Raw genomic sequence first — 12,713 nt, forward strand, 5'->3', positions numbered from 1 at the left:
GCCTGCACCGGCCGATCAATCATTTAATTTTTTATGAACAGAGAAAATTTGCAAGCCAGCATCGTCATGGTGCATCCCGACCTGCAGAATGATGTCCTTAAAAATCAGGGTAAGATCGCCGTCGTCAATTACGACCGTGACCTGAACAATGACATCTATGTGGCTTTCGAAAACGGCCAGGAAGCTGTCTATCATCCCTCGGAGTTGCTGGTCCTGAAAGACAAGCAGGAGGTGTTCAACGACCTGACGGCCAACGGGTCGAAAATGGAGCCGAATGATTTCAGAGCGCTCTACAAAATTATGTTGTTACAGGAACGTAACACGCCCCAGGCGAACTGGGATGCGCTCCTCATCGCCCGCGATAATCCCGGCGTATGGGAGCACGCGCTCGAAACTCCAGGCCGGAAGAACAGCGTGGAACTGAACAAGGCCTTTACCCGATGAAGCTGCTCATCAGCCTGTGCCTGGTCTGCCTGCCCCTCAAATACCTGCGGCTGAATTCACCATTCGGTTACCGGAACCATCCGCTCACCGGTATACGGAAGCTGCATGACGGCGTGGACCTGCGGGCGAGAGCGGACACGGTTTACGCCATTATGAACGGTCAGGTCAGTGCGACGGGTTACGCAGATAAATTGGGGATTCATATCCGCTTGCAGCATGGCGCCACGCAATCCGTTTACGGCCACCTGAGCCGTGTTCTGGTCAGCCCGCAGGATTCGGTTTCCGCAGGCGAGCCCATCGGCATTACCGGTACGACCGGCCGCGTGACCGGGGAGCATCTCCACTTCAGTATCCTTTACTGGGGGCGTTATATCGATCCCATTCAATTCTTATATCAAACCATTTTACACCATGGAAAAACCCAGAAATTATAAGCCCTTCTATCTCCAGGTGGCGGAGAAACTGACCGCTGCCCTGAGTGCCGGAACCTCGGCGTTTCAACAGCCTGTCAAAGAGAACGGACAGCCTGCCTATATCAAACCGATCAACCCGACGACGGGTAAAGGTTACAGCGCCCTGAATGCATTGGCACTCGCCCTCAAAGGACATGAAGACCCAAGATGGATGACAGCTGAAGCTGCAAGGTTTGCCGGTTACCTCGTCAAAAAGGATTCCAGGGGCACCATGATCACGTTCCCCAAAACCAGCGACATCCAGGCGATCCGTAAACCGGACGGTTCCAAGATCACTGACGAGGCAGGGGTGACTCAGACCCGTCTTGTCGAATATGAGAAACCCGAAAAGGGCGTTGCTTTTTTGTTCAACGGTTCGCAGATCGATAAGATCGAGCCGCTGGAAGAATTCCTCGCTAAGGAGGCGGAAGGTCAAACATTATCTCCCATCGAACGTGCGGATCAGCTGATCAAAGACAGCAAGGCCGTCGTCATCGAAGGAGGGCAGGAAGCTTATTACGATGCTAAACGGGATGCCATCTTCCTACCCGAAAAAGACCAGTTCCCAAGCGAGACCGCCTATTACCAGACTGCTATCCACCAGCTGGCCCACTGGACCGGCCACGAAAGCCGTCAGAACCGGCCGATGGAAGGTAAATTCGGTTCGCAAGAATATGCTAAAGAGGAGTTTCGCGCCGCCATGGCTGCCATGATCATCGGCGCTGAGCTGAAGCTGGGGCATGATTTCGGGCCGCACAAAGCATATACCGGTCAATGGGTAAAAATGCTGAAAGAGGAGCCTTACGAGATCGCCCGCGTGGCGAAGGATGCCCAGCGCATCGCGAATGCTGTTCTGGGCGTTGGGAAAAAGCAGGAAGTGGCACAGGAAGTGGTGCAGGGCGAAGCCCCGGCCGTGAGTACGACGCTGAAAAAGGGCGATGCCGTCGTGCATAACAATACTACCTACACCGTGTTGGCCAAGAAAGGCAAAACCCTGGATATGGAAAAAGCCGATACCGGCGAAAAGTTCAAACTTAAACCCACCGATGCCCTGTACGGAAAATTGGTGGAAGCCAAAAATAACCCCGTAGAAATACAGGTCGCTGAGGAACAGGACCAAGAGCAGGAACAAACCCGGGAACAGGAACAGGTTCAGGAACAATCTTATTCAAGAGGACGATAAACGATGAGATTTCAAAGATTCAAAGAAAAGGAACTGCCCATGCAGGACCTTGAAACGATCGGGCTGGCCGCAGGCGGTCAGCTCCTGTTAAATGTCGACGACCTGAAAGCTTTGCTTTCCGGGGGACGGACCAGCCTGATGCAGCTCAATAACCTCGAGGCCGAGAACATAAAGATCAAGTCCCTCGATGCCAAGTTATCCCTCCAGCCTGATGGTAAAGGCAAGGTCAACCTGCTGATCCACCCGGTGTACCGCAGGGCCGTTAAGCCCGACTTTATCAGTGAGGAGGATGCCCTTCAATTGCAAAAAGGTGGACTATCGAACCTGTTGAAAGTGTCGACAGACGGGCAGGGGCGCCGTAAAGAATTATTGGTGGAATATGATGCCGATACCCGGGAGTTCATTGTTTCCGATGTCGAAAAGATACTGGCCCCCGATATGGTGAACGGTGACTTTTTGACGCCGGCCCAAAAGGAAGCATTTCGTAAAGGTAAAGAAGTGCAGATGCCTGATCATACCGCATTCGCCTACACCGCGGTCAACGCGCAGGGTATCAGGGCCAATAAGCTGGCATTGATCGCCTCAGTCCTGATCGACGGCGGCCTGAGTTATGCCCTGTACAAAGGATTGAACGCCCTGTTCAACCAAAAGCATGATGCTGATGCTGGAAAATTGAGTGCGGGCTACGATAACGCTGTCCGGGATATGGAGGAACAGGTCAACTTTCATCATCAGGAAGCACCGCTCCCTAACCGCATCACCCGCTGATGAATGAGCTCTTGACCAGGCTTGGAGTGCCACCGGCATTACAAGCCTGGTTCAATTGTGAACAGCATACCACTTTCGATTACGGCGGCGCAACAGAAATTTTTGCGGCCGGGTTTCATAAGGTGCCGACCACGCCCAACGTATGGCTCGCGGGAAACCGTTCCGCATCCGAAGTGGTCATCACGCATTCGGCGATGGAGGCCATCGCTTACCTTTCTATTCACCTCGATCATTACCCTGACCTCGATAGGGTAGCATTTATTGCGACCGGCAATCTCCCCAGCGCCGGTCAACTGCAATGGATCAGGTCCAACTTCAAAAGACGAAAATTTACCTTAGTGTTCGGGAGTGATCTCCTAGGTACCGTTACGGACATCAAAGTAGCAGCAGCCCTTAAAGGGCGCTCCGCTAAACTGTTCCTGAAAGATGACAGCATCCTATGCCAGACAAATGGACTTAGCCACAACATTCCTTTTTCAAACCTGAGTTTACATGTCTTTGAAAAAGACTTTGGGCTCAGAACAGGCAACAGGACAAGGAAACCAAAACATTTTTTAAGCTTTTTAGATCAGCTTCAAAGCGACCGTTTAGATACCTTGATATAATCAAACACTTAAATTATACGTTGGAAAAAAATCAATAATCCGGCCTTAAATACTTGTTTTTGGCTAATAAAATTAGTAAATTTAAATACCATGAAAACACTCCTGCATCTTATTGCCACATTCTTTATCTCCACACTTGCGCTATGGGGAACCTTAGGAAAAGGAAATCCTTGGCCTTGTTACGCTGTAGCTTTAGTCACATGGCTGTTGTTTTTATGGCGGTACGATGTCCGGCTTAAACGGGAAGCCCGTCGAAAGCGGTTTGAACCTGACTTTTTTCGCAGGTAGTTAAATGCATCAAGGGCATTTATCAGGTTAGGCTTTTTAAACCACGCTAAGACTTATATTTGCGCGATGAGAAATTTTACAGCGGAAGCGGATGGCGCAAACTTTGAGTTCGTCACAATGAATATTCAACGCATGCACCTGTTCCAGGTTTATGTGGTTCATGAAGGCCGGAAAGTAAGGTTTCACATGCAGGCGGACCCGAACGGGAATTTCAGGATCACAGACCCGGCGTCCTGCCCCGAAATTTATCACCGGACAGAAGAACAATTAAACAACGCGATAAGAATTTACGGAAAGGCATAAAGACGCCTTTTAAGCTTAGTTCGTGTTTAAGGCGGCCAAACGTTCAGCGGTTGCCTGAAGTAACCCGGTGTTGAGGGTTGCGCTGGCTACCGCCGTGGTGAGTACCCTGTAATTCCCTTCTTCATCCGGTTCAAAAACAAATGTCTCATCACCGATCAATACCGAGAAACGGTGAGTATACCCCCAGCGCTCGAAGCGGGCAGGAAGTTCATACGCCTGTCCCGAATAAGTTACATGCAGATGGAACGGTTCGTTCATATCAGAAACGGATCAGGTTCTTGTCGGTAATAATGATCTCAGGCTTCCCTTTATAATCGATCACCTGACCGGTTACGGTAACGTTCTTGCCGTCTAATTGCGTTCCTAATGTTTGAGCATCTCCTTTCAGCGCAAGGGTGAGCAATTGGTTGGGGAACGCCGCACCGAGGTTAACCAGCACCATAGAGCCGATGTCTTTGCTGCTAAATACCTTGCCGCTCACGGTAACCGTTTTGCCGGTATAGTTCTTTACTTCCTCCAGTTTAATCACCGGGATCGTTGTTGCAGCTGATGCCGAATTGCCCGCTTCAGGCTGGGGTAATGGAACGGTGACGGTCTTCACTTTCAGACCCGCCAGCAAACGGTTCAGCTCACCCGCCAGGCGGATACCGGCCTGGTCAATCCTTCTGCGGACAACCGGAATATATTTCTGATAGTAAAGCTCGTCGATGCTTTGCCCCGGTTTAGCATTCGCGTATAACTCGGTCGTGATCTGGTAGCTTTCCCATAACCATTCCGTCGGGCTGTCCGCCTGCCATTTTTTGATGTCCGCAGGTGTAGCCGTATCATAATTCTTGACGATGTCTTCCTGGCTCAGCCCTTCGTGGTCGATCAGTTTGCTGTCCCAGAGGCTGTGCAGGTTCGTACCTTTATCCTCGAACCGGAGCTGTATGGTATTGCCGCCCTTGTCTTCCTTACGGCTGACGTGCATCGGCTGATGCGCATCGCCTACAAGATGGATCAAATATTTCAGGGCCTCATTCCTTGCATCGGCCGATGTATTCACATCTTTTAAGGTGGCTTCAGTTTTCAGAATAGCGGTATAAACATTGTTATCGCTTTCCTGTACCGCTTTTACGAAGGCATCATGTGAGAGGCCGAGCGGCAGGTTGATATAATGCCACGGCGCAGTCTTCGGGTCGCGGTTCTCGTCTGCCCAGGTACTTACCGCTTCCATTTGCTCACCCTTCAAATAAGCTGACACGACATAGGCCGTATTTGAATTCAAATGTTTCTGTGCAATGGTCGCCACGGCACGGTGACCCTTAAATCCCCAGGAGACAAGACCGAAAGCTGCAATCGCAAGGCCGGTGGTCAGAAAAGTTGTTTTTTTCATGGTATAAATCTGCTGCAATTTCGGAAACACAAAGCAAACATGGATAGGTTTTATTAACCCTTTTACAAAAATATCAGCCAGCCAACGGATTAATTTTTAGAACCTGCCTATTCAATGTGTCATGGAAAACACCGGCTACTACAAACTTGCTGTACTTCTTTTTGTTGTAACTAAAAAGTAAAAATATGGACAACAAAGAAAATGTTGGCAATCCTGACAGAAGCAGGATCAACGTAAACGAGGAATACGAATTGAATCACTGGTCGAAAAAATTCGGTGTAAGCCATGACGAGTTAAAGGCAGCTGTTGAGGCGGTAGGCACCTCGGCCGATGCTGTGGAAGCATACCTTAAAAAGTAGCCGCCATGAGCCTGGAGAAATACAACGAGAAACGGGACTTTTCGAAGACGAAAGAACCCAAAGCCGGTAAAAGCAAGGATAAGGAGCACCTGATGTTCGTTATCCAGAAACATGATGCGACCAGGCTGCATTATGATCTCCGGCTCGAAATGGAAGGTGTGCTGAAAAGTTGGGCCGTGCCCAAAGGCCCGTCAACAGACCCCACCGTCAAACACCTCGCGATGCGCGTGGAAGACCACCCATTCGATTACCGCAGTTTCGAGGGCATTATACCTAAAGGTGAATACGGTGGCGGAACCGTCATCGTATGGGACCAGGGCTACTATGAGCCCATCGAAGAGATCAAAGGAAAAAAGGCCCAGGAAAAACACCTGCTTAAACAGCTCGAAGCCGGCTCCGTCAAAATTCGCCTGTTCGGCGAAAAGCTGAAAGGCGAGTTTGCCCTGGTGAAAACAAAGGGAATGGAAGGCGATTCCTGGTTGCTGATTAAACATAAAGACGAGTTCACCTCGAGGAAAGATATTACCCAATTGGACAAGTCCGTGCTTTCCGGCAAGACCATTGCGCAAATGGAAAAAACCGGCGATAAGGTGTGGAAAAACGGGCATGAGGAAACGGTGCGCAACACAAAGACAAAAGGCAAACAAACGGCCGAACCTGATACCGCTCCCGACGAACAGCTGGCCGAAAAGGTAGAAACGGAAGCGCTGCCCGACCTCTCTGTCGACAGCATTCTTAAGAAAGCACCTAAGTCCGATGTGCCCAAAGGCATCAAACCGATGAAGGCCACTTTAGTGGATGAGCCATTCGATAATCCTGACTGGCTATATGAGGTCAAATGGGATGGGTACCGCTCCCTGGCTTATGTGACCAAAAACGATGTGGAACTTATCTCCCGTAACAACATCCCGTTTTCCAAATATTATCCCATTGTCGATCTACTGAAGCAATGGAAAACCGATGCGGTCATTGACGGGGAACTGGTCGTGCTCAATGACCAGGGACTTTCCGATTTCGGGGCCTTGCAGAACTGGCGGAGTGAGGCCGACGGGCACCTGGTCTATTATGTCTTTGACATCTTATGGTACAAAGGCAAAAACCTGATGGAACTGCCTTTGGTACAACGACAGGCAGTGCTGAAAGAAATCCTGCCGGTGCAGGATGAACGCATTCGCCAAAGCCAGTCGTTTCGCGCCAACGGTGTCGAGTTCTTTGATGCGGCCGAACGGATCGGCTTGGAAGGCATCATGGCCAAAAAAGCAGAAAGCACCTATACTTCGGATCTGCGTTCCCGCGAATGGCTGAAAATAAAAGTGCAGCGCAGGCAGGAAGTCGTCATTGCCGGCTTTACCCGTAATGAAGGGACCAACAAACCATTCAGCGCCCTGATTTTAGGCGTCTACGATAATGGCACCTTGCGATATGCGGGTAAAGTAGGTACCGGTTTCAACGGAAAGCAGCAAAAAGAAATGATGGCGCAGTTCGGGCCGCTCATCACCGACAAGGTACCTTTCGAAACGGTTCCCGATGTCGACAAACCTTCGCGTTTTCGCCCGCAGCGGCTCGGCGCTAAGCCGACCTGGCTGAAACCAAAGCTCGTAGGCGAGGTCAATTTTGCGGAGGTGACGGATGAGGGGGTGTTCCGGCAGGCCTCCTTCAAGGGCTTGCGCGAGGATAAAAAAGCAACAGAGGTGATTCTGGAGAAGGAGCAGCATACGCAGCAGGCCGTCAAAGCGGAGCAGGAAAGCCGCCCGCCTAAAGGTGCGGTGCAGCCGCCCAAAAACAAGGAACGCAAGACCTTGCTGAACCCGACCGAGGAAACGCAGGTCAGGAAAATATGCGGTCATGATCTGAAGTTCACCAATCTCAGCAAAGTTTACTGGCCCGAAGACGGCTTCACCAAGCGGGATATGTTTAACTATTATTACCGGGTAGCCGATTATATCCTGCCTTACCTGCTGGACCGGCCCATGTCGCTGAACCGTTTTCCCGGCGGTATTCACGGCCCGAGCTTTTACCAAAAGGATGTTAAAGGCAAAGCGCCTGCATGGATGACCAAGACCTTTCCTTATACGACCAGTGACGGGGAGCATAAGGAATACCTCGTCGGCTCGGACGAGTCTTACCTGCTGTGGATGGCCTCTTTGGGGTGTATCGAGATGAACCCCTGGTTCAGCCGGGTACAATCACCCGATTGCCCGGACTTTTGTGTTATAGACCTTGACCCGGACCAGAACACGTTCGAACAGGTGATCGAGGCGGCGCAGAAAGTCAAGGAAGTTTTAGATGCCATCGATGTGCCTTGTTATCCGAAGACTTCAGGTTCGACCGGCATGCACTTGTACATCCCGCTGGAAGGTCAATACGACTATGACCAGTCACAATTATTTGCCAAAATCATCGTAACTGAAGTTCATAAACAACTCAAATCCTTTACCAGCCTGGAAAGGCAGATCAAAAACCGTAAAGGCAAAATGTACCTCGACTTTTTGCAAAACCGGCCGGGCGCGACCATTGCCGGGGCCTACTCGCTCAGGCCGAAGCCGGGAGCGACGGTGTCGATGCCACTGAGTTGGGATGAAGTGAAGCCGGGGCTGACCATGCGGGATTTTACCATCCATAACGCGTTAGACCGCTTGAAAGAGACCGGAGACCTGTTCAAAGGGGTATTGGGAAAAGGCATAGACCTGTTGAAAACCATTCAGAAGGCACAGAAGACGTTTTAAATATTAGCGCGGACAATCCATTAAAATGTTACCTGTTGCAAATTTTTCTGCTGTACAGTTGCCGGTGAGGCTTGCCGCAATGGAGTTCTTTATTTCTTGTAAAATCATTCCGAAGCATTGTACGGATAGCCTCCCCTAATTCGATCAATTGCGCAATTTTAGCATATCTATTTAATTGTTTAACTTGTTTGGTAATAAATGATTAGTGATATGCGAATCTGGCTTAGTACACTTTTTCTATTAGTTTGTTGCTGGACCTATGGTCAACAAGCTAACCAAACTTTTGCTGATGCTGCTTTTGTTTACAAAGGTTTTATCTCAGGAGGAACGAACGCAGGGTTAAGGGCTTACAGTTCTGTGATTGACACGTCGGGGAGTGTCAAAAAAATACGACTTAACACATCTTATCTTGACACACTTAACTTTTTAATCGGAAAAGTTAAAGCCAGGAGGCACAGGCAACAAAAGGTAGGCCGAAGTTTTTGCGCAAGTATTTTAAAAGATGGAAAAGAAAGGAAAATTGCCATCGTGCCTGATTACGCTATCATTGATTTACAAAATAGGAAAGAATACATATTCGCAAGGACAGAATTTTTAACATTTACACGCGATTTATTGCCAGAAACTATTATTAAAGGTCGTATTCTGTTATCTTCTCAGCCTTTATAATTCTTGAGCAGAAATAATATCTATATTAGTATTCATAAGTCATTTTATAATGAAAAACCTTGTCACCTTGTTGGTCGTAATCTTGTTCCTAAGTGCTTGCGGGGACAAGAAAAGCGCACCAGAGCCTGAAGCTCCCGTAAACACTACCCCTAAGAATATCACCCAGGCTTTCATCGGCCCGGAGCTCCCTGTCCAGCAAAGATCATCCGCTTTTTATGTGGGTGTCAGATATTTCAAGGACTACTCCAGTGAGGATCAGGTAACGCTGACATTTAACGGCCAGAACGGTGTTTTGCAAAACACCTACAAAACGGAACAGGAAGGAACCAACCTACTATATTTGTTCCAGCCGGCAGGCCAGGCTGTGACCGGTAAATTGAAGTTGAGTATTAAGAACGAGCAGAAAACTTTTGAGAAAGAACAGGATTGCCGGATCACTGATGATCTTACGCTGAAGACTGTATGGAACGCCTTAAGCAAAACCTACCTTTCCGGATTTGACCGCCATATTGAGCGGCTGAAGACCGGGACATTTGCATTGAATTCTCAATCAACTACAGTTCTCGGTATTTTCCTCGATAATGCTTCTGTTCCGGGAGACCGCTTTGGCAGGACATTGATACCAGCCTTGCAGGGCAGGTATGAACTGACTTACGCTGGAGATGCTTTGTCTGAAATCAAAATTATCCATGGGGAGCCTCTGTTGAACCAAGCATTTTCGTCACAGAAGACCTATACTGACCTGGGCACAGTCTACGGAAACTTCACATCCCGCACTCAGCAAAATGGCTACGAGGTAACTACGTACAATACAAGCGAATTTATACTTACGACGTATCTTAATCCTACGATCATGTATACCATCATCCGGAAGAAATAGCATTCCGGCGGCTACTTATCGTAAAATATATTTTTTAACGATAACCCTGCCTTTAGCCACGGACAGGGGTTTAAGCATTCTCAGGATTTTGAATTCAAGAAATTAGGCTCAGATGCAACGCTTGCAAAAAACTGGATGACGTGGACGCAGGGCAAGTAAAGGCGCCCATTGACTTTAAAATTGGTCTTTTGCATAGCAGATCAATTGTACCCCGGTCAACATCCGGGCAAATGGTCGCTGGATCTTATTCCCGGTTAACTTTCAATGTGTCGCCTGAGGTAAGGCGATTGCTTTATTAACTGCCGATTTCTTTTGGAAGAGAAATCCCAGCATGAGCGAAACCAGGAGCAACGGTACACTCATCCAAACAACATTTTGGACCCCATAATGAGAAATGACGAAACCTCCCAGAAAGGTCCCCAAAGTAATTCCGGCATTGAAAAATGAGGGCATGAGACTGTTAATAAAATCAAGCGAACTTTCCGGTTGACTATGAGTAAGCTGAACGTTTGTGGCAAGAAAGCCTCCTGTATGAATAAAGCCCCAGAAAGAAAGAATGATGACCATCGGAATGAAATTACCACCAAACTGATAAGCCATTAAATGGATAACGATAAGGGCAATGAGGAATATGCGCGCTGTGAGCAATACGTTTTTGCTAAGGGCGATACCCATCAACCAATTACCCGCGATCCCGGTACAACCGAAGACCAGTAATAAGATGCTGATCTCAGCACCTGTCATATGGGTGACCTTGGCCAGGTATTCTGCCAGATAACCGTAGGTAGCGAACATTCCGGCCAATATCAGGACCGTGGCGATCAACTTTACCCATAAGCTCACGCTTCGTAGTAGTGTAAGCTGGTTTTTCGAACTCTTTTGTGTAACAGAGACAGGCATAGACGGCCCCAACAATGCCAAAGCACCCAACGCTACCGAATTGATCGCGGCCGAAAGAATGAATGAAGCCCGCCAACTAAAAAGATCAGCCATGTAGGTGGTCAGGGGAACGCCGATGACGGTCGCAACGCTGAGACCGGCCATAACCGTCGCTATAGCTTTCGGTGCCTCTTTAGGACCCGCTAGTTTTGCAGCTGCAGTAACTGCCACCGCCCAAAAAACCGGATGAAGGAACGCCGGCAAGATCCGTGCGATCATGAGTACGGTGAAGTTCGGCGCAACGGCAGAAAGCAAATTAGAAAACACAAATATGCCAAGTGCCAGGGACATGACCGTTTTGCGGTTCATTTTGGCAGTGAGCGCGTTGGTAAAAGGCCCGGTAAGCGCAACGGTAAGGGCAAACCCACTGAGTAACCATCCGGCTGTATCTACCGTGACGTGGAAATTTTTGGCCAGGTCTGGCAAAATACCAATTACGCCAAACTCAGTGGTGATGATACCGAATGCACCAAGCGCCATGATATAAATTAATCTATTCATTTTATTGATCCATATATTTGAACGTTGCTATACATCATCGTTGTTGTTGATCATGAGATGACATGTATATTCGCTTGTGGGTTGTGACGTTACGTTAGCCCGATCTACCGTGAGTCTGGATCTCTCGATAGCTTTAACTTTTACCGCCACAACCCGGTTAGTTTAAAGAACGAACTTGCTCCCAAAGGTGCAAAGCTATTCCTGTCTGGAGTAGGTGACTTTTGAATCAGGGAACAAGTATGACCGATCCTGTTGTTTCCCTGTTTTCGAGTTTACGGTGTACATCCGCTGCGGAAGATAGCGGGAATCTGGCCGGGTTGAATTCCCCAAACGTTCCTTCTTTATACTTTTGATAGACCTCGGCGGATAGTTGTTCAAGATGTTGTTGCGAACGGATATAACGACCAATATCAGGGCTGGTAAACTGTATTTGTTTCTGTCTCAGGCTTTCCTGGTCAATAGTTGGAAAACCCGAGGCGAAGCCGAATAGGACAGCATTGCCGCCGTTTCTTACCAGTCCGATCGACTTGGTAAAAGTAGCGGCACCAACACCATCATACAGCACATCGACCTTACGTCCACCGGTTATCGCTAATACCCGCTCGGAAAGATCTTCTTCTCCCAGTACAATTGCGCCGTCAAGATCTGCTAAAACGGCCATTTTCTCCCTTGTTCCTACCGTACCGATAACGATCGCCCCTAAAGATCTTGCCCACTTTGTCAGCAGTGAACCTACGCCGCCGGCAGCGGCATGCACCAATAGGATATCTCCCTTTTTAACCTGATAGACCAGATTGACCAGGACGTTGGTGGTCAAACCTTTTGCCTGAAGGGCTGCAGCAGTTTCAAAGGAGATCCAATCGGGTAGGTGGACCAGGTTGTTCGTACTCATTAACCTGCGCTGTGCGTATGCACCCATGGCATGATGGTAAGCGACCCGATCCCCCGTTTTAAAACGCGTAACGCCGGAACCGACAGCTTCGATGGTGCCGGCTGCTTCTACACCAGCCCCTGTGGGAAGGCTCGAGATGGGGAAAGTGCCGCTGCGAAACTGCGTATCGACGTAATTTACGCCGATGGCGGCATGTTTGATCAATACCTGACCTGCCGTAGGAGCCCCGACTATCTCCTCCTCATATTGCAAGACGTCCGGAGGGCCCTGTTGGTACATTTTTATAACCCCGGATACTATGTTATTACTACTTTCTTTCATTTTCTTAA

14 protein-coding genes are annotated in these 12,713 nt (G+C 48.9%); 10 read left to right on the plus strand and 4 right to left on the minus strand.

Annotated elements, in window-relative coordinates; all coding sequences use genetic code 11:
- The first annotated feature begins 33 nt into the window (after positions 1-33).
- The 6 genes from QE417_RS01785 to QE417_RS01810 all read left to right on the plus strand — a co-directional run bounded on the left by QE417_RS01785 (position 34) and on the right by QE417_RS01810 (position 4,043).
- Positions 34-444, plus strand: coding sequence for a hypothetical protein (locus QE417_RS01785; RefSeq protein ID WP_311947150.1), 411 nt, complete (start codon positions 34-36; stop codon positions 442-444).
- Entirely contained in the window at positions 441-878 is a 438-nt protein-coding gene (locus QE417_RS01790) for a M23 family metallopeptidase (RefSeq protein ID WP_311947151.1), read from the plus strand. Before QE417_RS01785 ends, QE417_RS01790 begins: the two co-directional genes overlap by 4 nt.
- Positions 856-2,079, plus strand: coding sequence for a zincin-like metallopeptidase domain-containing protein (locus QE417_RS01795; protein ID WP_311947152.1), 1,224 nt, complete (start codon positions 856-858; stop codon positions 2,077-2,079). Before QE417_RS01790 ends, QE417_RS01795 begins: the two co-directional genes overlap by 23 nt.
- A gap of 3 nt (positions 2,080-2,082) precedes the next feature.
- The gene (locus QE417_RS01800) at positions 2,083-2,847 is read left to right on the plus strand and encodes a DUF4099 domain-containing protein (protein ID WP_311947153.1); all 765 of its coding nucleotides are present in this window, start codon (positions 2,083-2,085) and stop codon (positions 2,845-2,847) included.
- The gene (locus QE417_RS01805) at positions 2,847-3,452 is read left to right on the plus strand and encodes a hypothetical protein (RefSeq protein ID WP_311947154.1); all 606 of its coding nucleotides are present in this window, start codon (positions 2,847-2,849) and stop codon (positions 3,450-3,452) included. Before QE417_RS01800 ends, QE417_RS01805 begins: the two co-directional genes overlap by 1 nt.
- 405 nt (positions 3,453-3,857) lie before the next feature.
- Positions 3,858-4,043: a hypothetical protein gene (locus QE417_RS01810; protein WP_311947155.1), complete on the plus strand. Its 186-nt coding sequence runs from the start codon at positions 3,858-3,860 to the stop codon at positions 4,041-4,043.
- Positions 4,044-4,058: 15 nt separating this feature from the next.
- Here the strand turns inward: QE417_RS01810 and QE417_RS01815 are convergent, their stop codons facing one another.
- Both QE417_RS01815 and QE417_RS01820 read right to left on the minus strand, forming a co-directional pair.
- Entirely contained in the window at positions 4,059-4,301 is a 243-nt protein-coding gene (locus tag QE417_RS01815) for a hypothetical protein (protein WP_311947156.1), read from the minus strand.
- Position 4,302: 1 nt separating this feature from the next.
- A complete protein-coding gene (locus tag QE417_RS01820) occupies positions 4,303-5,418 on the minus strand; it encodes a S1/P1 nuclease (RefSeq protein ID WP_311947157.1) in 1,116 nt (371 codons plus the stop codon).
- A 185-nt stretch (positions 5,419-5,603) separates the two neighbouring features.
- Between QE417_RS01820 and QE417_RS01825 the strand changes: the two genes are divergently transcribed.
- From QE417_RS01825 to QE417_RS01840, 4 genes are all read left to right on the plus strand, one after another.
- Positions 5,604-5,777: a DUF3606 domain-containing protein gene (locus tag QE417_RS01825; protein WP_311947158.1), complete on the plus strand. Its 174-nt coding sequence runs from the start codon at positions 5,604-5,606 to the stop codon at positions 5,775-5,777.
- Positions 5,778-5,782: 5 nt separating this feature from the next.
- Positions 5,783-8,503, plus strand: a complete 2,721-nt coding sequence (gene ligD, locus QE417_RS01830) for a DNA ligase D (RefSeq protein ID WP_311947159.1) — start codon at positions 5,783-5,785, stop codon at positions 8,501-8,503.
- A 210-nt stretch (positions 8,504-8,713) separates the two neighbouring features.
- Entirely contained in the window at positions 8,714-9,172 is a 459-nt protein-coding gene (locus QE417_RS01835; protein WP_311947160.1) for a hypothetical protein, read from the plus strand.
- A gap of 49 nt (positions 9,173-9,221) precedes the next feature.
- Positions 9,222-10,052, plus strand: coding sequence for a hypothetical protein (locus tag QE417_RS01840; RefSeq protein ID WP_311947161.1), 831 nt, complete (start codon positions 9,222-9,224; stop codon positions 10,050-10,052).
- 261 nt (positions 10,053-10,313) lie between these two features.
- On the opposite strand, the gene QE417_RS01845 is transcribed toward QE417_RS01840, so the two are convergent.
- Complete coding sequence (locus QE417_RS01845; RefSeq protein WP_311947162.1) at positions 10,314-11,492, minus strand: MFS transporter; 1,179 nt, start codon at positions 11,490-11,492, stop codon at positions 10,314-10,316.
- A gap of 226 nt (positions 11,493-11,718) precedes the next feature.
- Complete coding sequence (locus QE417_RS01850; RefSeq protein ID WP_311947163.1) at positions 11,719-12,705, minus strand: quinone oxidoreductase family protein; 987 nt, start codon at positions 12,703-12,705, stop codon at positions 11,719-11,721.
- Between the last annotated feature and the right edge of the window lie 8 nt (positions 12,706-12,713).

It is taken from the genome of Mucilaginibacter terrae (assembly GCF_031951985.1).
Lineage (GTDB): Bacteria > Bacteroidota > Bacteroidia > Sphingobacteriales > Sphingobacteriaceae > Mucilaginibacter > Mucilaginibacter terrae_A.

Excerpts from the sequence above, each read along its gene's own strand:
- QE417_RS01785 (WP_311947150.1), top strand. The coding sequence starts at position 34 with ATGAACAGAGAAAATTTGCAAGCCAGCATCGTCATGGTGCATCCCGAC.
- QE417_RS01790 (WP_311947151.1), top strand. The coding sequence starts at position 441 with ATGAAGCTGCTCATCAGCCTGTGCCTGGTCTGCCTGCCCCTCAAATAC.
- QE417_RS01795 (WP_311947152.1), top strand. The coding sequence starts at position 856 with ATGGAAAAACCCAGAAATTATAAGCCCTTCTATCTCCAGGTGGCGGAG.
- QE417_RS01800 (WP_311947153.1), top strand. The coding sequence starts at position 2,083 with ATGAGATTTCAAAGATTCAAAGAAAAGGAACTGCCCATGCAGGACCTT.
- QE417_RS01805 (WP_311947154.1), top strand. The coding sequence starts at position 2,847 with ATGAATGAGCTCTTGACCAGGCTTGGAGTGCCACCGGCATTACAAGCC.
- QE417_RS01810 (WP_311947155.1), top strand. The coding sequence starts at position 3,858 with ATGAATATTCAACGCATGCACCTGTTCCAGGTTTATGTGGTTCATGAA.
- QE417_RS01815 (WP_311947156.1), bottom strand. The coding sequence starts at position 4,301 with ATGAACGAACCGTTCCATCTGCATGTAACTTATTCGGGACAGGCGTAT.
- QE417_RS01820 (WP_311947157.1), bottom strand. The coding sequence starts at position 5,418 with ATGAAAAAAACAACTTTTCTGACCACCGGCCTTGCGATTGCAGCTTTC.
- QE417_RS01825 (WP_311947158.1), top strand. The coding sequence starts at position 5,604 with ATGGACAACAAAGAAAATGTTGGCAATCCTGACAGAAGCAGGATCAAC.
- ligD (WP_311947159.1), top strand. The coding sequence starts at position 5,783 with ATGAGCCTGGAGAAATACAACGAGAAACGGGACTTTTCGAAGACGAAA.
- QE417_RS01835 (WP_311947160.1), top strand. The coding sequence starts at position 8,714 with ATGCGAATCTGGCTTAGTACACTTTTTCTATTAGTTTGTTGCTGGACC.
- QE417_RS01840 (WP_311947161.1), top strand. The coding sequence starts at position 9,222 with ATGAAAAACCTTGTCACCTTGTTGGTCGTAATCTTGTTCCTAAGTGCT.
- QE417_RS01845 (WP_311947162.1), bottom strand. The coding sequence starts at position 11,492 with ATGAATAGATTAATTTATATCATGGCGCTTGGTGCATTCGGTATCATC.
- QE417_RS01850 (WP_311947163.1), bottom strand. The coding sequence starts at position 12,705 with ATGAAAGAAAGTAGTAATAACATAGTATCCGGGGTTATAAAAATGTAC.